This is a genomic window from Meiothermus sp. QL-1 (assembly GCF_003351145.1).
Lineage (GTDB): Bacteria > Deinococcota > Deinococci > Deinococcales > Thermaceae > Meiothermus.
Map to the genome: position 1 here is coordinate 37502 of NZ_QQSV01000003.1, position 20027 is coordinate 57528.

The following is a 20027-nucleotide window of genomic DNA, read 5'->3' on the forward strand; positions in this document are numbered from 1 at the left end:
CCAGGGTGCGGGGGCTTAGCCCAGCATGGCGCTCCACATGGAGCGGCCCCACTCAAAGGCGGCACGCCCGGAGGCCTCGCTGGGGGTGGGCTCCACCTCAATCCGCTGGCGCACCCCCTCGCCGGGCACAAAGCTGTTGGTCACGTTGATGCGGATGCTCTCCTTGCTGCTGGCAGCCATCCAGCAGATGGCCCCAGGGAGCTCCTGGGGCCCGGCGGGGGTGGCCCGGCCCTCCAGGCGGGCCAGGATGGTCTGGCCTACCTGCACCCCGGCGCCAAAGGCGAAGTGGCCCGCCTTGGGCACCGGCACCCCAGCGGCGTCCCCTACGATGAAGATGCGCTCGTCCGCCTGGCTCTGGAAGTCGGGGAGCCGCACCGCGGCCCAGCGCTCCCCTAGCCCGGCCTGGCGTATGAGGGCCGGGGCCCGCATGGGGAGCACCAGGTTGCCCCCGGTGAAGGGCACCTCGCCCAGGCTGGTCTGGATGCGGCGGCTGGCCGCGTCAATCCGCTCGATGGTGGCCCCGGGCAGATACTCGATCTCCTGAGCGTAGCGCTCGGTGAGAAGACGGCGCACCGGGGCCGAGAGGGGGGCTGGGACCGGCTCAGGGTTGGCGTCGATAAGGATGATCCTGCCCCGAACCCTTCGGGCCCGCATCCGCTCGGCGAAGAGCATGGCCCGCTCGTAGGGGGCGGGCGGGCAGCGGTAGGGTGGGGTGGGCACGCTCACCACGAACTCCCCGCCCCGTTCCAAAAAGGCCTCAAAGCGCTCCTTGACCGCGGTCTGCTCAAAGGCCCGGAAGCCCACGGGCAGGAGCTCGCGTGCCTCGCCGTAGCCTGGGATGGCCTCCTCCATGTACTCCACCCCGGGGGAGAGCACCAGGTAGTCGTAGGGGATGCGCTCGCCGCCGGCCACCACCACCCGGCGTTCGCGGTCGATGGCGCTCACCCGCTCGCGCACCCAGTTCACCCCGAGTCGGGCGAAGAGGTCGTAGCCCCGCTGGAAGGTTTCCACGGGCTCACTCCCCACGATGTAGTGGATGCTCAGGGGGCAGGACATGAACCTGGGGTTCGGTTCCACCACGGTCAGGTGGACCCTGCCCCCCAGGGCCCGCACCGCGCCCAAGCCGCCCCAGCCGGCCCCCACCACCACCACCCGGGCCTGGGCTTGGGCCCTGCTCCGGGGTAGTGCCAGGCCCAGGGCAGCCATCCCAGACAGGAACCTGATGAACTCCCGCCGCTTCATGCCGGCTCACCTCCAATCTGGTTTTTGCTGTTGTCCGTATCCCAATACCGCCCTGCGCGGTTTGTCACCTAGGGGCGCTTCGGGCGCTGCCTACCTCCCGCACAGCCAGCGATAGGCTGAGGGCAGGAATCAGCAAAAGCCCCAGGACGCTCAGGCTTTCTATCACACCAAAGCGCTCCACCATGGGCCCCACCACCGCGTAAAAAAGCCCGGCAAAACCCCAGGTGAAGCCCATCAGGAGCCCCGAGACGGTGGCCATCTGGGCGGGCTCGTGTTCCTGGGCCAGGGCCACCGCCACCGGGACCCCGGCGTTCATCAGCGCCCCGGTAAGGGACAAAAGGGCTATATAGGCGGCGTTTTCTGGTGGGAGCAGAAGCAGGGCCAGGTAGAGCGGGATGGCCAGGAGCATGGTGCCCACCAGCACGTTGCGCCGGCCCAGGTGGTCGGAGAGCGTGCCCCCCAAAAAGGCCCCCACAGTGGCGGAAAGGCTGTAGGCCGAGAGGGCCAGGGCTACCTGGCTGTCGGGGATGCCGCGGGTGTGGAACCAGAAGGGGATGGTGGTGGAGAAGCTCATGAAGACCAGGCTGCGCAGGGTGGATACCGCCCAGAGCCGGGCCACCTGTCCCCGGAAAACCCGCTTTAGGTCGCGGAAGGAGGAGGGGCGGGTCTGGAGCCGGGCAGGAGGGGCCTGCTTGAGCAGCAGGAGGGCCGGCACCAAGGCCAGGGGGATGAACCAGGCCAGCGCCTCCAGCCCCCCTTGGTTGACCGTGCCCAGGGCCACGATGGGGCCCAGCGCCAGGCCCAGATACCCCCCGGTTCCGAAAAAGCTCATCCAGAAGCCGCGGCGGGCTGGATCGGCGTACTGCCCTACCAGCGCGGCCCCGGCCGAGTGAAAAAGCGCCGAGCCCAGGCCCGAGAGGGCCAGCATCGCCCCCGCCACCCAGAGGTTGGGGAAGAAGCCCAGGAGGCCCCCGCCCAGGGCCATCAGCAGGGGGCCCAGGGCGGCCAGCACCCGACGGTCGTAGCGGTCGGCGATCAGGCCGGCCAGGGGTTGCAGCAGGCTGCCGGTGAGGGATTGCAGGGCTACCAGCAGCGAGACTGCCCCGTAGCTTACGCCAAAAGCGGCCTGGAGCTTGGGCAGAAGGGGGGTCAGGAAGGCGCCGAAGAGGTCGTTGGTGGCGTGCAGCCAGGAGAGCAGCAAAGGCAGCACCCCAAGAGCATAAGCCCTGCAGGCTTTGGGCGCTATATCCGAGGGCCGGATCTTCTAGCCCAGCTCCTCGCGCAAGCGCTTGCTCCAGGTTTTCTTCAGGGCCAGAGCCTGCTCGCGCTCGCCCCTGGCCTCGAGCAGCTCCAGAAGGCGCCCCAGCGCCGCCTCGTCCAGAGGGTCCAGCTCCAGCAGCCGCTTGGGGTAGGCGGGGTCTTTTTGCTGCAGGAAGAGGTGGCGCACCCGGGTGCGCAGCTCGTGGCGGCGCTCCTCCAGCGCGTTCAGGTAGACCCCGGGCATCAGGGGTTCGTGGTAGAGCTCGAGCACCCGCGGGGCATCCTTGGCCTCCAAGGCGGCCTCGAGCTGGGCCAGGTCGCTCTCCACCCGCACCAGCCCTTCGCCCTGCAGGTAGGTGGGGAGCCCCCAGGGCTCCAGGGCCTTGCGCAGCCGGTTGAGCCAGACCGAAAGATTGTTGCGCGCGGCCTCCTCGTCCAGGTCGGGCCAGAGCTGGAAGGCAATCTCGCTGCGGGTGTAGCCCAGGAGGAGCAGGGCCAGCACCTCCCGCCGCCGCCCCTCTAGGCCCACCTCCCCTAGCGGTCCGTGCACGGTGAAGCGCCCTAGGACCCGGATTTTGAGGGTGGGAATCTCGGCCTGGCGTAGCCGGATTGCCTCCAGCCAGCCGGAGGCCAGCACCTCCCCTAGCGGGTAGCCCCGGGCCAGCTCGGGCCGGTCGCGGGGGAGCTCCTCCAGCCTTAGCAGGCCGGGCAGGATGCGCTCGGGCTGGAGGGTTAGGTTGAGCAGGGCTTCCAGTTCAGCGGCCTCACGGGTGATGCGGTAGCGCACAGCGTGCCAGTGCAGGCGCTCCTCCCGGTTCTGGGGATAGGGCGGCAGGTGGACCGGGTCGCGGGTGAGCTCAGCCCGGACCAGGCTGACTAGGAAGCCTTGGTGTCCTTCCACCCAGCGGAGGTCTTTGTGTAGCAGGGCCAGGAGGGCCCGGCCCCGTTCGACCAGGTAGGCGCTTTCCCACTGCTCGGCCCTGGCCACCAGCTGCTCCAGGGCCTCCCCCTCCCCTCGCAGGAAAGCCCGGAGCATCTGGGCCTCCAGGCTGGCCAGGGGGTCGCCCGGGGCCTCGGCGGCCCGGCCGAGGTAGTCCAGGGCCCGTTCGCGCTGGCCCACAAGCAGGTAAAGCCGCCCCAGGTCGCGCAGGTGGCCCGGAAGGTTGTAGGCCAGCCCCCCTTTCAGATGTTCTAGGCCTGCCTCCAGGCTGCGGATGCGCTGGACTAGGTCGCCCTTCAGCTCGAAGCGAAGCAGGGAGAGGTTGTCCTGGGGGGCTACGCGGAAGCGGCTGGCAGGGGGCAGGAGTTCCAGGGCCCGCACCAGGAGCTGCTCCGCCTCTTCCAGCCGGCCCAGCTCGTAGTACACCCGGGCCGCGTCGTTCAGGAACCGGCCGGCCAGCTCGGGGCTGACCTGGGGGACCAGCGCCAGGCCCCGCTCCAGGTAGCCCAGGGCTCGCTTTAGGTCCTTTCCCAGCGAAAGGTCGGCGCTGTAGAAGGCCAGGTGACCCAGCGCAGTAAGGGCCAGGGGGGGGTCGGGGTGCTCGCAGAGGGGCTCGAGCAGGGCAAAGCCGCTCCGGTCCCCGCTCTGGAGCAGCGCCTCGCCCAGGCGCAGCCGGGCCCGGGGTCCGCCTTGTTCCAGCAGCCCCCGCCAGGCCGGCAGCTTATCGATCAGGTCTAGCTCGTGGGGCTCCTCCAGAAGGGCCAGCAAGGCCTGGTGCAGCCCGGCCTGCCAGAGGGCCTCGGCCCGGAGGGTGGGGGGAAGCCGGTGCTGCTCGCCCTCCACCACGGTCTGCACCTCCTTGCGCAGGGTTTGCTGGGCCATGCGCTTCAGCAGCTCGTGGAGCTGGTAGCCCTGAGGGGTGCGGCGCGCCAGGCCCTTGTGGAAGAGCTCAAAGGTAGCCTCGGTGGCCAGCGCCTCGGGCAGGTAAGGGATCGCGCTCAGAAGAAGCCCTTCCCGAAAGGCCAGGGGCGACAGGCTGTCGCGCAAGCCCCGCAGGAGGGCCTGGGGGTCTGGCGGTTCCTGGGTAAAGGCCGAAAGGTAGAGGGGCAGCGGCCAGCCCCCGGTCATCTGGTGGGCCTCTGCCCAGCCGGGCCGGCCGGCGAAGAGGAGCCGGGCCTCCTCCGGGGTGAAGGCCAGCTCCACGGCCCCAAGCTGCACCAGCCGTCCCTCGGCCCGGAGCTTGGGGAGTTCGGGGTAGGGGAGGGGTTCCCGGCTGGCTAGAAGCACCAAAGCGGGCAGGGTGCGCAGCAGGGGGGAGAGGGCCTCGTGGCCCTGCAGGTCCTCCAGCACCAAAAGGGTGGGCTCCTGGGCCAGGGCCTCGACGATTGGGCCCCAGGGGACTTCGAGGGGCAGGTCCAGGGCCCGGGCCACCAGCGCTTTGGGTTCGCCCAGCAGGCTCGAGGCCCAAAGCGTGCGCCAACCTAGCCGGGCTGCGAGCTGCCCGGCCAGGACGCTCTTGCCGAATCCCGCGGGGGCCTGCAGCCAGATAGCGTAGCCCACCTCGGTCGGGAGCAGGGTCAGCAGCCGCTCGCGCACCAAAAAGGCCGGGGAGCTCCAGCTTAGGGCCATGCCGGACTCATTGTAGCCGCTGGACTCGAGGCCCCCGGTTATTTTGCAGCGTCCTCGGTTAAGGTTTTTGTAAGCCCCTTTTTGCTAACGTGCCCCTCGTCTTGGAGGTAGCTATGAAGAAGCTTGTTTGGATGGGATTTTTGCTGGCGCTCTCGGCCCTGGCGCAGGGGCGGCCCTTCGTGGAGGCGGTGACCTCCAACCTGGGGCTGGTGTTCACCACCCCCACGCAGTTCAACATGGACCTGAGGGTCAACGGGGGGGTCAAGAGGCTGGCCGGGCCCTTTGGGGTGCAAGGGGGCGCGGGGATTGAAGTACAACAGGGCACGGCCAGCTTCAACCTGGAGGCGGGCGCGCTCTTCAGCTTTGGTACATCTGGCCTGATCCCCGAAGCAGGGTTGGGCATTGAGGCCAATTTCGGTGGGAACCAGACCAATTTCAGGGTAGGGGCCCTGGTGGGGATTGAGTACGAGCTGGGTCGGGATCGCGACCTCTCCCTGCTCTTTTCCGTTCGGCCCGCCGTGGGGTTCGGCGGGAACCAGACCACGTTTTCCATGAACCTGAGGGCAGGGCTGCGCATCTATCCCTGAGGCGGGGTCGGAATGGGGTGGGCGCGCCTTTGGTGGGGGCTGATCCTTGGCCTTGTGGGGTGTGCCCAGGAGAGGGGGCTCGAGGGCTGGCTCGAGCCCCCCAGGCTCGTGGCCGATGCGGGGGGCACGGCCGGCCTGCGGCTCTTCCTGCGCCCACCGCCGGGGGTCTCCCTCCGCGCGGAGCTGGTCGTGGAGGGCCCCCCGGAGGGCCTCAGCCTGGACCGGGCGTGGGTGGAGCTGGCCTATCCCGTGGCCCTCGACCTGTCCTTGCGGCTTGCCCCCACGGTGCCCCAGGGCGAGTACAGCCCCGCCCTTCGGGTGCGCGCCGGGCATAAGGAGCTGCGCTTGGGCTTTGCCCTGCGGGTGGTGCAGGCCTGCTCCACCCCCAGCGGCCCCACCTACCTCCTCCGGCAGGGGGAACCCGTGCCGCCCCAGCTCGAGCTGCTCCGCCCCCTGGCCCTTCCGGGCTTCGCCCTCTACCGCCTGCGCGAGGGAGCAGCTCCTCCAAACCTCAGGCCCAACCGGAGGCTACGCCTCTTCCGCGAACCCAACGACCCCCTCTATCCCCAGCAGTGGTACCTGCACACCATCAGAATGCAGGCGGCCTGGGCCATCGAGACCGGCCAGGACAAGCCCCTTTGGGTGGGGGCGGTGGACTCGGGGATACTTCCCCACCCCGACCTGGGGCGGATCGAAGGCTACGACTTTGTGAGCGACCCCCAGGCAGCGGGCGACTGCGACGGGCGCGACCCCGACCCCACCGAGCCCCTGCACAAGGGGGAGGTCACCGGCTTCCACGGCACCCAGGTCATGGGCCTGATGCTGGCCCAGAGCAACAACCGGCGGGGCATAGCCGGGGTGCACTGGGGGGCGATGGGGCTCATGGCCCGGGCCTTCGGCGGGGTGGAGGGGGAGGAGGCCGACGCCATCGAGGCCCTGCTCTGGCTTGCTGGGCTGCCGGTGCCCGGCGTGCCGCCCAACCCCTACCCGGCGCGGGTGATCAACCTCTCCTTTGGCGGCGAGGGAACCTGCCCACCGGGCTCACCCTGGTACGAGGCCACCCAGCGGGTCCTGCGCCAGGGGGTGGTGCTGGTGGCGGCGGCTGGCAACCAGAACCGGCCGGCCGAGGGCTTCGAGCCCGCCTCCTGCCCCGGGGTTATCGCGGTGGGGGCTACAGATGCCCTAAACCGGCGCGCCCCCTACTCCAACTACGGCCCCCGGGTGGACCTCTATGCCCCCGGGGGGGTGCTGGGCCGGGACGAGGACCAGGACGGCCAGCCCGACGGGCTCCTGAGCCTGGGCTTTTCTGGAGGCAGGTACGGGTACACCTATGCCCAGGGCACCTCGTTTGCCGCCCCGCTGGTGAGCGGGGTGGCAGCCCTGCTCCGGACCCAGCGGTCTGGGATGGAGCCCGAGGCGTTGGCCCACCACCTGCGCCAGCGGGCCCAGGCCCTACCCCCCCAAAGCTGTGCCCCCCACGCCTGCTCAATGCGCCTGCTGGATGCAGCGGAGGCCCTGCGGCCGTAGTTAAGGGTTTTGTAAGGGGGTGGGGGATAGGGTGGAGGCGGAGGTGAAAACCGTGGAGAAGGCACAGAAGGTTGGGTTGGTTTTGTTGGGTGGGCTCCTCCTGGCGGCCTGCAGCGGCGGCGGGGGCGGGGGGGTCCGCGTCCAGGGTTCGCTGAACGGGGGTACCAAGTACAGCCTGCAGCAGGCCCCCCAGGGTTTGCAGATGCTGCAGGCCCTGGGGGTGCAGGGGGTTAACCAGCTTTTGCGGCAGCGGCTTGGGCTGGCAGAGGACCCCATCCGCGGCCTGAACGCCTTGGTGCTCTCGGAGGCCCTGGCCGCCCAGGCGGACAAGAAAGCCCTCTTCAACACCGACGAGAAAAAGGTCCTGGCTGTGGACAAGGACGGCAAGACCGTGGCCCAGATGGAGGTGGACGCCCAGGGCAACTTCGAGGGGGAGGTGCCCGCCGGCCAGACCGTGCTGCTGGTGGTGGCGGATGAGGAGGGGGGCTCGACCATCTGCGAAAGCCCCTTGGAGGTGGACCCCACCCCTGCCACGGCCAGCGGCGGGCAGAAGGGCAGCAAGACCAGCGCGAATTCCACCGACAACAAGCTGGCCCTCTTCAACTTTTCTGCCCAGGCCGGCGGCGCCCGCCTGGCTGCGGCGCAGAAGGTAGGGCTCTTTAGCGCAAGCGAGGACACCGGGAACAATGCCTCGGCCCAGAGCCAGGTCCAGGCGGGCTCGGCCCTCAAGACCGACGCCGGTACCCAGAACCAGTTCAAAACCGACAGCGACAACGACGGGGTGATCAACCCGGTGGACAACTGCGGGGATGCGGCCAACACCGCGCGGCCCAAGGTGCAGGCCACCTTCCAGTGGGACATCCCGGGCCTGCAGGCCAGCGGCGCTGTGGGAGGCTACAACCCCGATGGGGCCCAGCAGTTCATGTACCAGTACGCCCTGGGGCTCACCATAGAGGTGAGCAACCCCAACAACCTGGAGAACGCCACCGCCGACCTTTTGGGTCTGGGCACCCTGGACTACACCACGGCGAGTGGGGAGGGCGTGGGGCGCTACCTGGTGCAGACCGCCAAGAAGAAGGGCCAGAACGTCCAGAACGTGCTTTCCTTGATGACCGACGTGGGGCTTTTCGACCTCACCAAGCTGGGCTTCCCCCTCTTCCCCACCTTCCACCTGGAGGCCGCCATCAACCCCAACCAGCCCCTGAGCACCCTGGGCGACAGCGACCTGAACTACGGGGGCGGGGCCATCCTGGCCGACGACATGTACCACCTCTATGGCCAGACCGAACCCAACGCCCTGGTGCTGGCGGTGCTGGACCGGGACAACATTCTGGCCTTCAACATCGCCATCGCCGATGGAGACGGGCGCTACCGCATCTTGGTCCCGGCGGTGAGCCCTTCTATGCAGTACTACTTCCTGGCCCTGGACGCATCGGGCACGGTCTACTGCCCCTCCAGCGGCGCGGTACGCTTTGGATTCCCTCCTGTCGGGAACGGCACCAATTACGGCGATGCGAGCACTCTTTATGGGCAGGTTGACCTGCTAAACACTTCCTGTAGCCTCTGAAGTGGAGCCCAGCGGGCCCTTGGGGCCCGCCGGGTGTTTTGGAAGGAAGCGTGGGGAAAACGAGGGTTCTCCTGTTTTTTCTTCTGGGTCTTGTAGCCTGCGGTACGGGTGCCCCTCGGGGGCTGAGCCTGCGGGTGGAGGGGGTGGCCAGGTGGAGGTTCGCTACGGGGGCAAGGCCGAAACCTGTCCGGGGGGCCAGACCTGCGCCTGCCGCCCCCCCGGTGGGCAGTCCTTTGGTGAGTCCAGGCAGAGGGGTGCTGGCTGGAAGGGGTCGCCCCGCCGGAGAGCCTCGTACCCCCAGGGCGGTTCCCACTCCGGCCCGGGCCTGCGCGGTGGTGCCCTGAAGCTCTCATCCAAAAAGGCCCGCGGCCGGGTGAGATGGTCGCATGGAGCGCGTTTTGCTAGGGGTTGCCTTTGCCCTTCTGGTGGCCTGTGCCCAGGTGGGGGGGCCGGTCCGCTACCTGCCGGCGGAGAGGTTTGGCCTCGAGGTGCTGCGGGAAGGGGAGGCGCTCACCTTTCGCAAGGACGGGCTGCGCTTCACCTATGTGGCGGGCCTGGGCTGGGCCCCGCCGCTGGAGGCGGGCCTACCTCCTCCCGACGAGGACCGGCTGCCTCTAGAGGTGGTGCGGGCGGTGGGGCTGGTGATGGTGCCCGAGGCCCCGGTGCGCTACTCGGCCGACGAGCGCCGGCTGCGGCTGGTGCTCGACCTACCCGGGGAGGCCCCGGCCCTGCCCACCGCGGAGCTCAGCCCCTACCCGGGCCGCCTGGCCCTGGAGCTGCCCTACTTTCTGCCGGGGCTGGAGGCGGTGCGGGCGGGGGGGGTGGGTCTTTGGGCCCGTTACGAGCCGCAGGGGACCCGCCTGGTGCTGGAGGCCCCGCCGGGCCGTTTCTACCGCTATCGCAGCTTCCTGCTGTCCAATCCCAGCCGCTATGTGCTGGACCTGTACTACCTCGAGCCCGAACGGGAGGAGGAGGTGCAGCCGGGCTTCCGCTACCGCGAGCTGTGGGCCTGGACGCCGGAGCCGGTGCGGATGTACTGGCTCGAGGCCGCGCCGGGGCGCTGGCGCCTGGAGCCGGTGGGCCGCCCTGGCGAGCGCCGGCTGCTGCCCGAGATGGCCCCCGGGGCGCTGGCCCTTCTGAACGGGGGCTACTTCGACGGGCGCACCGCCACCCCCATAGGCCTCTGGGTGCGGGACGGGGTGCCCCTCAGCCTGCCCTATGGGCGGAGCGCGCTTTTCTGGGAGGAGAACAACGTTTTCGCTGGCCGCCCGAGCTTCTCGGCCTGGGTGGAGCTTCCCGACGGGCGAAGGGTGCGGGTGGGGCTCAACCTGGCCCGGGCCCGCTACACCGCCCACACCCTGCCGGGCCGGGTGGGCCAGGTGGGGGAGGGTGTCCACCTGGTCCAGGGGGACCGGGTGGTGGCCACCCTGCCCGCCCCGGCCGAGCTGCCCGAGGGCCTTTGGGCCCTGAGCTTCCCCTCCGAGGCCCCCCTGGTGCGCACCGGGGATGCCCTGAGGCTTGGGGTGCAGCTCGAGCCCCCCGTGCGCTTTGCCCTGGAGGCGGGCCCGCTGCTCTTGCAGGGCGGGGTGAACGTCTTTAGTCCCAGCGCCGAGCCCTTCCGCGACCGCGCCCCGGTGGAGGCAGTGGCGGCCCAGGCCGCGGTGGCCTGGACGGTGGAGGGAGGGCTCTGGCTCATCGTGACCGAGCCCATGCGCCCCGAGGGACTGGCCCGGGCCCTGAAAGAAAGGGGCTTCTGGGGAGCCATCCGCATGGACGGGGGGGGGTCGGCCCAGCTCTGGGTGCGGGGCGAGCTGAAGAACCGGGGCCTTTTGGGGCCGCGCCCGGTGGTGAGCGGGCTGGCCTTGTTCTCCAGGCCCTAATTTTTACCGCGTATACCCGGGCCGGGCGGGCTAGGTTAAAGGTAGGCTTACCGGATTTCTCATCTCCTGCTTGTAGCTTACACTCATCCCCGACGATGCCCAGGCTGAAGCTGTGCTGAACAGCTACCCGCATCATGGGGGCATTGTGGGGGAAAGGAGGTCCGATGAAGATTGCCATTCTCTGCCACGCCAGCGCCGGAGGCTCGGGGGTGGTGGCCACCGAGCTCGCTCTGGCCCTAGCTGGACTGGGGCACACGGTGCACGTGGTGGCCACCGAGCGGCCGTTCCGGCTTACCGACGAAAGGCTGAGCCAGATGGGCCTAGAGAGCAACCTGCTCTCCACCGGTCAAAGCCCCGTGGGGGGGTTGGGCCGCATTTTCCGGGCTTCTAAGGATAGTGTGGCCCGCTGGCTGGGTCTGCTGAAAAAGCCCCTCCGCGCTGGTTCGCTGCATTTTCACCAGGTGCTCTCGGCCGACTATCCCCTTTTCCGCGAGCCGCTTACCCCCATTACCGCAGCCAACTCCCTGGCCGAGCTCATCGAGCGGCATCAAATCGAGCTGGTGCACGCCCACTACGCCATCCCCCACGCCACCAGCGCCATACTGGTGCGGGAGATGGGCCACCCCATCAAGGTGGTCACCACCCTGCACGGCACCGACGTAACCTTGGTGGGCCTGGAGCCGGCCTTTGCCAAGACCACCCAGCACGCGGTGCGCAGCTCTGATGCGGTCACCGCGGTCTCTCAGGCCCTAGCCCAGGACGCCCGGACCAAGCTGGGGGTGGAGCGCGAGATCGAGGTGATCTACAACTGGGTTGACCCCGAGCGCTTCAAGCCCAACCGCGACCCAGCCTATCGGGCCCGCTTCGCCCAGCCCGAGGAGGCGATTGTGCTCCATGTTTCCAACTTCCGCTCGGTCAAGCGGCCCCTGGATGCCCTGCGGGTCTTCGCCGGTATAGCCGAGCGGATGCCCGCCCGCATGTTGATGATTGGCGAGGGACCCTTGCGTCAGGAGGCCATCGAGCTGGCGCACGAGCTCGAGATTGCCGGGCGGGTGCAGTTCCTGGAGTTCACCCCCTACGTCGAGCGCTTCATGAGCGTGGCCGACCTGCTGCTTCTGCCTTCGGAGCAGGAGTCCTTTGGCCTGGTGGCGCTGGAGGCCATGGCCAGCGGGGTGCCGGTGGTGGCCAGCCGGGTAGGGGGGCTGCCGGAGCTGGTGGAGGAGGGCCGCACCGGCTTTTTGCGACCGGTGGGGGATATCCAGGGCATGCTCGAGGCCAGCCTGGAGATCCTCACCAGCCGTACCCGGCGGCGGAGCATGGGCGAGCTGGCCCGCGAGCGGGCGGTGAGCCACTTCCGCCCCGAGGTGGTGCTGCCTAAGTACCTGGAGGTCTATGAGAGGACCCTGGAGCTAACCTCGGGCGTTACGTCTGTAGGGCCTGGGGGCTTTTGATGAAAATTCGATAAAGAAGGCTTAATCCGCCAGCGAGGGCTTCCTGCCAGGTCTTAAGGTTACTTAACTTCTAACTAACGAAACGACCTGAGTCACGCAGGTAGGCTCTCGGCGTGAGCAGGTTTGCAGCTGTCTCCCTTCGGTTGCTTCTACCTCTTTTGGCGCTGTTGGCGGCTTGCGGTACCCAGACCCAGGAAGAAACCGGCCCCTCTGCCGGCTCGAGCCCCTCGCCTTTGAGCGGTAGGACGGTCACCTATACCCCGAGCAACGAAATCTTCCCAAACCCCGAGCGGGGCTTCCGGCCCGGGCGGCAGATGGGGCAGAGCATCGGCTCTACCAGTATGGCCGGGATCGATATCGAGGGGATGCGCGCGCAGGGCTACACCCTGTTCCAGGGCTACATCTCCTTGCAGAACTACCAGCACTCGGACATCCCGGGCTGGTACCTCGATGAACTCGACCGCCGCTTCGAGCGGGTGCGAAACGCCGGGTTGAAGGTTACCCCCCGTTTCTGGTACACCTGGGGCGGCACCACCACCGCGGACCGGAGCCGCATCTTCCGCCACATCGAGCAGCTTGCTCCGCTTCTCAGGAAGAATGCCGACGTGATTGCGGCTTTTCAGGCCGGTTTTGTAGGCCCCTGGGGCGAGTGGCACGACTATGCCAACCTCTCCAACGACGACCTCAGGGCCATCGTCTACCGGCTGGCCGAGGTTTTGCCGCAGAACCGCAAAATCCAGCTGCGCTATGTCCACACCCTGCGCCTCTTCGTGCCCCAGGGCTTTAGCGAGGCCCAGGCCTTCGACCCGAACCACATCGCCTCCCGCCTGGGGCACCACAACGACTGCTTCATGGTGAACCAGTCGGACGCCGGGACCTACGCCTGGGACAACCCCCAGCGGGACATCGACCGCAACTACCTCCAGTCCATGACCCGCTACATGCCGGTGGGCGGGGAGATGTGCGGGGACGTGCCCGAGGCCGGCTACGACCCCTACGACCGCCGCAGCCCCCAGGGGCAGCTCGCCGAGCTGGCCCGCTTCAACTGGAGCTTCATCGCCAACGACTTCGGCAACATCGACCGTTGGCGGCAGTGGGGCATCTACGGCACCATCGAGAGCCGGCTAGGCTACCGGCTTGCCCTGGTGGAGTCGGTGGTGCCCGAGGTGGCCGAGGGCCGGCGGCTCAGGGCGCGCATCACCCTTCGCAACGAGGGCTGGGCTGCGCCCTTCAACCCCCGCCCGGTGCGGCTGGTGCTGAGGAACACCCAGGGGGGGCAGGTCTACAGCCTGAACCTGGAGGCTGATGTGCGCCGCTGGTATGCGGGCACCACCCAGACCCTGCAGATAGACCAGCCCCTTTCGGGGGTACCCGCGGGCAGCTACGAGCTTCTGCTGCACCTGCCCGACCCCGCGCCAAGCCTAGAGCGGCGCCCCGAGTACGCCATCCGGCTGGCCAACCAGGGGGTCTGGGAGGCCTCCACCGGCTACAACCGGCTCAACCAGACCATCCGCGTGCCCTAGTCCCCTGGCCGCAGGACGAGCTCGGGGGCGTAGCCTGGGGCCAGGCTGTAGAGGGCCAGGTCGCCCCGATGGTTGAAGTTGGTGGGCCGCTGGAAGCGCAGCCGGAGCTGGAGGGTGGTCGCCCCCTCGGCCCGGGCAGCCCGGAGGGCAGGGGTGAGGTCGAACTCGAGCCACCCCTCCCCTCCGGTCCGGTTTTCTAGCTGGAAGAGGGCTGGGGCGTCGAAGGCCGCGGGGTCTTGCAGGTTATCCACCCGGATGCGCTCGACGAGCAGGTGCCCGAGCTGGTCGTAGGTTGTGCTGGCCTCTCCCTGGTACAAGCGCAGGGTGGCCCGCGGGTTGGGGGGAAGGTCCTTGAGCTCGAAGGCGACGAAGGCCCGCACCGGCTGGTTCTGGGCGTCGTCGCCGGCGCAGAAGGCCCGCCGGCAGTAGTAAGCGGCCAGCCCGCTGTTGCCAGCGTCGAGGGTGGCGGTGAGGGCGGGGGGCCGTACTTCCTCCGACCAGGCAGCCAGCACCGCCGTCTGGCTGCAGCCAGCCAGCAGCGCGGCTGGGATTAGCCATATAAGGCTTCGCATACCTGCCTTATAGAACAAGGCCGCTCGGGCTGCATGAAAAGGTAGTTACCCTGGCCATTACGTTTAGGTGAAGAACGGTCGGGGGGGTAGATGCGGTGTCAGAACAGGGCTTCTGGTGGGCGCAGGCCGGGTTATGCCGGGCGTTACGTGGCGGGGAGGCGGTATCCTGGTAGAAGTGACCGGGTATGCTGGAGAAGCTCGATTCTTTGGAAAAGGAGTACCAGGCACTAGAGCAGCAGCTAGCGGACCCGGCGGTGCTGGCCAACCCTTCGCAGTACCAGCGCGTGAGCAAGCGCTACGCCGAGATGGGCCATCTGGTGGCCACCATTCGCGCCTACAAGGAGGCCCTCTCCCAGCGGGAACAGGCCCGCGAGCTGCTTTCCGACCCGGAGCTTTCCGAGATGGCCCGAGCCGACCTCGAGGCCCTGGAACCGCGCATTCAGGCTTTGGAGGGTGAGCTCGAGCTCCTGCTTCTGCCCAAAGACCCTTTGGACGAGAAGAACGCCATCGTGGAGGTGCGGGCCGGTACCGGCGGGGAAGAGGCCGCGCTGTTTGCTGCCGAGCTGCGGGATATGCTCATGGAATACGCCCGGCGGGGAGGCTACCGGGTGGAGGTGCTGGAGAGCTCCCTCACCGACCTGGGGGGGGTCTCCAAGGTGGTCTTCGGGGTGGAGGGCCCCGGGGCCTACGGCTACCTGAAGTACGAGGCCGGGGTGCACCGGGTGCAGCGGGTGCCGGCCACCGAAACCCAGGGCCGCATCCACACCTCCACCGCCACCGTGGCGGTGATGCCCGAGGCCGAGGAGGTGGATGTGGCCCTTGACCCAGCCGACCTGGAGATTACCGTCTCGCGGGCCTCGGGGCCAGGAGGGCAGGGGGTCAACACCACCGACTCGGCGGTGCAGGTTCTGCACAAGCCCACCGGAATCATCGTCTCTTGCATGGAGTCGCGCAGCCAGATCAAGAACCGGGAAAGGGCCCTGGCCATCCTGCGCTCCCGGCTTTTGGAGATGAAGCGGGCCGAGGAGGCGGCCAAGCGGCGGGAGAGCCGCCTGGCCCAGATCGGCGCGGGCGAGCGCAGCGAGAAGATCCGCACCTACAACTTTCCCCAGTCCCGCGTCACCGACCACCGCATCGGCTTCACCACGCACGACCTGGAAGGGGTGCTCTCGGGTGACCTTTCCAAGCTGCACGAGGCCTTGCGCAGGGCCGATCAGGAGCGGCAGCTCGAGGCCCTATCGGGAAACCGGCCTGCCTAGATTAGGGCTATGCAGGGCCTGCGGCGCGACTTGCTGGTGGTTGCGGCCATTCTGATGGACCGCCACGGACGGGTTCTGCTGGTGGCCAACGATTGGAGCCGGCGGGGCAGGGTGCGCTACACCCTGCCCGGGGGCATGGTGGAGGCAGGGGAGACCCTGCTGGCGGCGGTCGAGCGCGAGGTGCGGGAGGAAACGGGGCTGCGGGTAAAGGCCATCCAGCACCTGGCCTATTTGGTACAGGTGGAGGATGCCCGCAAGCACGAGCGCACCCTGGCGGTGGCTTTCCGCGCCGACTACGAGGGGCTTCTAAACCCCAAGGACCCCGACGGTCACATCGTGGAGGCCCGCTTCTTCACCGCCGAGGAGGTGGCGGTCAAGCTGGACGAGCACCGCCCCCTGCTCGAGCCCCTGATGGACTACCTGCGGGGGGAGCGGGGTCGCTACTACGCCTACTCAGGCTGGGGGGGGGAGGGGGTGCGGGTCTAGTGCACCTGGATGGTGTGCAAAAGGCGGTTGTAGCCGGTGGAGGCCTCCCAGACCCCCTGGTTGGCCAGCCGAATGGCGTACTCGGGGCGCCGCTCCAGGCCTGGCGCGGGGTCGGGCAGGTGCAGGAAGGCCTCGTACGCCCCGGTCGGGGCGCTGCTGGGTAGGGTGGCCTCCAGCAGCACCGCCTGGGTGGCGTCCGGCGCCCAGGTGCGGGGGTCGGAGGGGATGTTGAAAAAAAGCGTCTGGCCGCTTTGGCTATGCCGCAGCACCAGCCGCACCGGGCGGGGCCGGATGGGGTTGGCAAAGCCGTCGTTGGCGATCTCCAGCCCCACCCGGAAGCGGCTGCCCCGGCTGAGCCTTTCGGGCAGGATGGCCCGCACCAGCCGGAAGCGGTAGCCCAGCCGGCGGACGATCTGGTCGTAGCAGCCCTCCCGCTTCCAGCGGTCCAGCACCTCCTGGTGCCAGGTGCCGCTCAGCACCTGCCAGTTGAACCGCCGCAGCTCGGCCAACGCCACGCTGCAGCTCTGGCGGGGGTGGCCCAGGTTGACCTCGCAGGTCTCGCCCGCCACCGGCACGAAGCGGGTGATTTTTTCCAGGTAGGCCTTTTGCCGGTCCCACTGGTTCCAGCTATAGGTGCCGGCATCGTTTTCGCCGGCCAGAAAGCAGTCGTTGTGGTGCCCCACCCTGGCCTGGTCGCCGCCGCTGAAGGCCTGGGCGGGGGGCAGGGGCTGGGGGAAGAGCCGCTCGATGTCCTCCAGGTAGCGAAGCTGCAAGGGGATGCTTTTGGGCAGGGCCTGGAGCAGGGCTCGTACCAGCCGGTCCTTGCTTTCGGGCCGGTCCAGGCCGTGGCTCGAGCTGTGCCACTCCCCCCAATAGCCGATGAACCCAGCCTGCATGGCCCAGATGATGTCCTCGTACTCAGCCCAAAGGGGTCTAAGCTGCTCGATGTGGCGCAGCATGCGCTCGAGCGGGGCATCCTCAAGCCGGCTGGACTTGCCCGGGAAGGCGTAGTAATGGCGCAGAATGAGCTTGACCCCGCCCTGCCGGGCGTTCTCCAGCCGGCCTCGCAGGTGGTTCAGGTAGCTTTGGGGGATGTCGCCGTAGCGGTACTGGTCGAGGCTCACGTAGGCGAAGACCACGCTGGCCTGTAGGCCAAACCAACCCCCGGAGCGCACCAAGCGGTAGTCGTTTTCCTCCTGGAGCTGGAAGGCCACGTGGAGGCCCCGCTCGGGGTTGAGGAAGTTCTCGTCGCTGGCGGTATAGGTGACCACCCGGCCTTCCATGGGGGGCAGCACCGGTACGCTGCCCCCCCCCGTTTCCGGTTCGCTGCAGGCGGCGAGAAAAACCAAAAGCAAAAGACCCAGGCGCCCCAGCACATCCGCCAGTCTACCTACCTGGCCCATGGACTTGGGGAAGCCTTAAGGGTTCCTCAAGCCCGGCTCGCTCAGGGCCTGCTCGAGGCTGGCCTCCAGGATGGCCAGCCCCTGCTCTACCTCCGCCTCGCTCACCACCAAGGGCACCAGGCAGCGGACCACGTTGCTGTGCATCCCCGCCTTGAAGAGCAGCAGCCCCTTCTCGCGCGCAATCTCCAGCAGCCGCTGGGTGAGCTGGGGGTGAGGGGCTTTGCTCTCAGGGTCCTTAACCAGTTCCATGGCAATCATGGGCCCCAGGCCGCGCACATCGCCCACCACCTGGGGGAAGCGGGCTTGAATTTTGCGGAAGCCCTGGTGTAGAAGCTCCCCAAGCCTCTGCGCTTTTTCTAGCAGCCGCTCCTGCTCGAAAATCTCCAGCACCGCCAGGGCCGCGGCACAGGCCAGGGGGTTGCCGCCAAAGGTGCTGCCCAGGCCGCCCAGGGCCGGAGCGTCCATAATCTGGGCCTTGCCCAGCACCCCGCCAATCGGCAGGCCACCCCCTATGCTCTTGGCAAAGCAGAGAAGGTCGGGCTCCACCCCGGCGTGCTCGATGGCCCAGAACTTCCCGGTGCGCCCCACCCCGGTCTGCACCTCGTCGTCGATGAAGACAATACCGTACTTCTGGGTGAGGCTGCGCAAGGCCTTGAGGAAGGGCTTGGGCGCGGGTATGAACCCTCCCTCCCCGAGCTGGGGCTCGATGATGATGGCTGCCACCCGCTCGGGTTGAATCTGGGTCTCGAAGACCTCGTGCAGGCCGTCGAGGGCCTTCCTAGTGTCTATGCCGTGGTACTCGCTGGGGTAAGGGGCGTGGTAGACCTCGGGGGCAAAGGGGCCAAAGTTCTGCCGGTAACTCGACCTGCCGGTGAGGGTCATGCCCAGCAGGGTGCGACCGTGGAAGCTGCCCCGGAAGGCGATGACCCCCGGCCGGTTGGTATAGGCGCGGGCGATCTTGATGGCGTTCTCGGTGGCCTCGACCCCGGTGTTGACCAAAAAGACCTTCTTCTCCCCCTCTATAGGGGCGGTGGCCGCGAGCCGCTCGGCCAGCTCGATGTAGGGCTCGTAGGCCACCCCAGGGAAGCAGGTGTGGATGTAGCGCTTGAGCTGCTGCTCGATGGCCGCTACCACCCTGGGGTGGTTGTGGCCTACGTTCTGCACCCCGATTCCGCCGTACCAGTCTAGGTACTCCTTCCCATCGACGTCCCAGATTTTTCCCCCTTGGGCCCGCTCGACCACGATGGGGTGTACCTGCGAGACCCCGCGGGGAAGCACTCTGTGCCGGCGCTCAATCAGGGCCTGGTTCTTGGACGGGGTTTGGGTCATGCCTCGAGTCTAACCCCCCCGCAGTGGGGTTGTGTACCCCTCGAGGCCCCATCGCCCGGCTGTGCTAACATAGGGCCGTGCGCCTATATCGTATCGGCCTGTTTACCGACGCGTATCTGCCGGGGCCAAACGGGGTTGCCACCAGCGTATACCTGCTCAAGCGCGAGCTGCGGCGCATGGGGCACGAGGCCTGGGTGCTGGCCCCTGAGATGCCCGAGGCCGATCCACGGGAGGAGTGGGTGGTGCGGGTGCCCAGCGTGCCCTACCCCTTCTTTGAAAACCAGCGCCTGGCCATGCCCAGCAGCCGCTACCTGCCCACCGAGTTCGAGATTTTCCACACCCATACCCCGCTTTTCATCGGCATCTGGGGGGCCCGGCTGGCCTACCGACACCGCCTGCCCCACGTTTCCACCTTTCACACCCACCTGGAGAAGTACGCCCACTACATCCCCGGGGTGGCCACCCTGAACCGCTACGTGGGCATCATGCAAAAGGTCTGCCAGGCCTTTTACAACCGGGCCGATGTGGTCATCGCCCCCACCGAACCGGTGAAGCGCCTGGCCGAGAGCTACGAGATTGAGCGGGAGATCCGGGTGATCCCCACCGGCATCGACACCGACCTCCTGGAAGCAGCCCCCGACCCAGACCCCCCCTGGCCTTCGGGCAAGCGCCGCCTGCTGCACGTGGGGCGGCTGGGCAAGGAGAAGAGCGTGGACGTGGTGATCCGGGCCCTGGCCGAGATACGCCAGCGGGCGGACGCTCATCTGGCCCTGGTGGGCATGGGGCCCGAGCAGGAGGAGCTCCTCCGGCTGGCCCGGGGGCTTGGGGTGGAGGAGCACCTGACCTTCGTGGGCGCGGTGCCCTACGAGAAGATTGGCGGCTACTACCGTTTGGCCGAGGTGTTCCTCTTCGCCAGCGAGACCGAGACCCAGGGGCTGGTGCTCTGGGAGGCGCAGGCGGTGGGCCTGCCGGTGGTGGCGGTGGGGGCCGCAGGGACCCTGCAGGGCGTGGACGACGGCAAAAGCGGCTACCTGGTTCCCCCCGGCGACCACCGGGCGATGGCCGAGCGGGCCCTAAGGCTCCTGGAGGATGAGGCCCTGCGCCGGCGGATGTCCGAGGGGGCCCGCCGTTTTGCCGACCAGCGCACGGCCAAGCGGGTGGCCGAGCAGATTGTGGCCGTTTACGACGAGGCCACCCGCCTGGTGGAATTCGAGCCCCGCCGCCTCATTTTCCCTTTCCCTCGCTTTCCCCAGGGCGGTCTTAGCCCTAGGTAGGGCCCCGCCGCGCGTGGGTGGCGGTTTATGCGTTTGCGCTGCAAATCTATGCAGGGTGGGATAGCCAGGTGGCCCGGGGGATGCTATGCTCTCCCTTT

Annotated in this window: 15 protein-coding genes; 9 read left to right on the top strand and 6 right to left on the bottom strand. The window is 68.3% G+C overall.

Going from position 1 to position 20027, the window contains the following annotated elements; all coding sequences use genetic code 11:
- Window positions 1–15: 15 nt before the first annotated feature.
- The 3 genes from DV704_RS04985 to DV704_RS04995 all read right to left on the bottom strand — a co-directional run bounded on the left by DV704_RS04985 (window position 16) and on the right by DV704_RS04995 (window position 5071).
- Window positions 16–1242, bottom strand: coding sequence for an FAD-dependent oxidoreductase (locus DV704_RS04985; RefSeq protein WP_114798473.1), 1227 nt, complete (start codon window positions 1240–1242; stop codon window positions 16–18).
- 64 nt (window positions 1243–1306) lie between these two features.
- Entirely contained in the window at window positions 1307–2452 is a 1146-nt protein-coding gene (locus tag DV704_RS04990; RefSeq protein WP_114798474.1) for an MFS transporter, read from the bottom strand.
- A 54-nt stretch (window positions 2453–2506) separates the two neighbouring features.
- Entirely contained in the window at window positions 2507–5071 is a 2565-nt protein-coding gene (locus tag DV704_RS04995) for a tetratricopeptide repeat protein (protein WP_114798475.1), read from the bottom strand.
- Window positions 5072–5184: 113 nt separating this feature from the next.
- Between DV704_RS04995 and DV704_RS05000 the strand changes: the two genes are divergently transcribed.
- The 6 genes from DV704_RS05000 (at window position 5185) to DV704_RS05025 (ending at window position 13606) form a co-directional block, all read left to right on the top strand.
- The gene (locus DV704_RS05000) at window positions 5185–5658 is read left to right on the top strand and encodes a hypothetical protein (RefSeq protein ID WP_114798476.1); all 474 of its coding nucleotides are present in this window, start codon (window positions 5185–5187) and stop codon (window positions 5656–5658) included.
- A gap of 54 nt (window positions 5659–5712) precedes the next feature.
- Complete coding sequence (locus DV704_RS05005; protein ID WP_158539603.1) at window positions 5713–7185, top strand: S8 family serine peptidase; 1473 nt, start codon at window positions 5713–5715, stop codon at window positions 7183–7185.
- Between the two features lie 43 nt (window positions 7186–7228).
- Entirely contained in the window at window positions 7229–8752 is a 1524-nt protein-coding gene (locus DV704_RS05010; RefSeq protein WP_147279586.1) for a hypothetical protein, read from the top strand.
- Window positions 8753–9138: 386 nt separating this feature from the next.
- Window positions 9139–10632 carry a phosphodiester glycosidase family protein gene (locus tag DV704_RS05015; RefSeq protein ID WP_114798479.1) on the top strand — a complete coding sequence of 498 codons (1494 nt, stop codon included), beginning with the start codon at window positions 9139–9141 and terminating at the stop codon, window positions 10630–10632.
- Window positions 10633–10796: 164 nt separating this feature from the next.
- Entirely contained in the window at window positions 10797–12083 is a 1287-nt protein-coding gene (bshA, locus tag DV704_RS05020; protein ID WP_114798480.1) for an N-acetyl-alpha-D-glucosaminyl L-malate synthase BshA, read from the top strand.
- A 113-nt stretch (window positions 12084–12196) separates the two neighbouring features.
- On the top strand, window positions 12197–13606 hold the full coding sequence (locus DV704_RS05025; protein ID WP_114798481.1) for a DUF4832 domain-containing protein: 1410 nt from the start codon (window positions 12197–12199) through the stop codon (window positions 13604–13606).
- Here DV704_RS05025 and DV704_RS05030 read toward each other — a convergent pair.
- Window positions 13603–14178 (bottom strand): hypothetical protein, encoded by a 576-nt coding sequence (locus tag DV704_RS05030; RefSeq protein ID WP_114798482.1) that lies wholly within the window; start codon window positions 14176–14178, stop codon window positions 13603–13605. The two genes, DV704_RS05025 and DV704_RS05030, sit on opposite strands and share 4 nt — an antisense overlap.
- A 185-nt stretch (window positions 14179–14363) precedes the next feature.
- On the opposite strand from DV704_RS05030, the gene prfA reads away from it, so the two are divergent.
- Both prfA and DV704_RS05040 read left to right on the top strand, forming a co-directional pair.
- Window positions 14364–15437: a peptide chain release factor 1 gene (gene prfA, locus DV704_RS05035; protein ID WP_114798483.1), complete on the top strand. Its 1074-nt coding sequence runs from the start codon at window positions 14364–14366 to the stop codon at window positions 15435–15437.
- Window positions 15438–15455: 18 nt separating this feature from the next.
- Window positions 15456–15923 (top strand): NUDIX hydrolase, encoded by a 468-nt coding sequence (locus DV704_RS05040; RefSeq protein WP_114798659.1) that lies wholly within the window; start codon window positions 15456–15458, stop codon window positions 15921–15923.
- Here DV704_RS05040 and DV704_RS05045 read toward each other — a convergent pair.
- Together DV704_RS05045 and gabT are read right to left on the bottom strand one after the other, a co-directional pair.
- On the bottom strand, window positions 15920–17299 hold the full coding sequence (locus DV704_RS05045; protein WP_158539604.1) for a DUF4832 domain-containing protein: 1380 nt from the start codon (window positions 17297–17299) through the stop codon (window positions 15920–15922). The two genes, DV704_RS05040 and DV704_RS05045, sit on opposite strands and share 4 nt — an antisense overlap.
- A gap of 42 nt (window positions 17300–17341) precedes the next feature.
- Complete coding sequence (gene gabT / locus DV704_RS05050) at window positions 17342–18655, bottom strand: 4-aminobutyrate--2-oxoglutarate transaminase (RefSeq protein ID WP_114798485.1); 1314 nt, start codon at window positions 18653–18655, stop codon at window positions 17342–17344.
- Window positions 18656–18732: 77 nt separating this feature from the next.
- On the opposite strand from gabT, the gene DV704_RS05055 reads away from it, so the two are divergent.
- Complete coding sequence (locus DV704_RS05055) at window positions 18733–19929, top strand: glycosyltransferase family 4 protein (RefSeq protein ID WP_114798486.1); 1197 nt, start codon at window positions 18733–18735, stop codon at window positions 19927–19929.
- The last annotated feature ends 98 nt before the right edge of the window (window positions 19930–20027 follow it).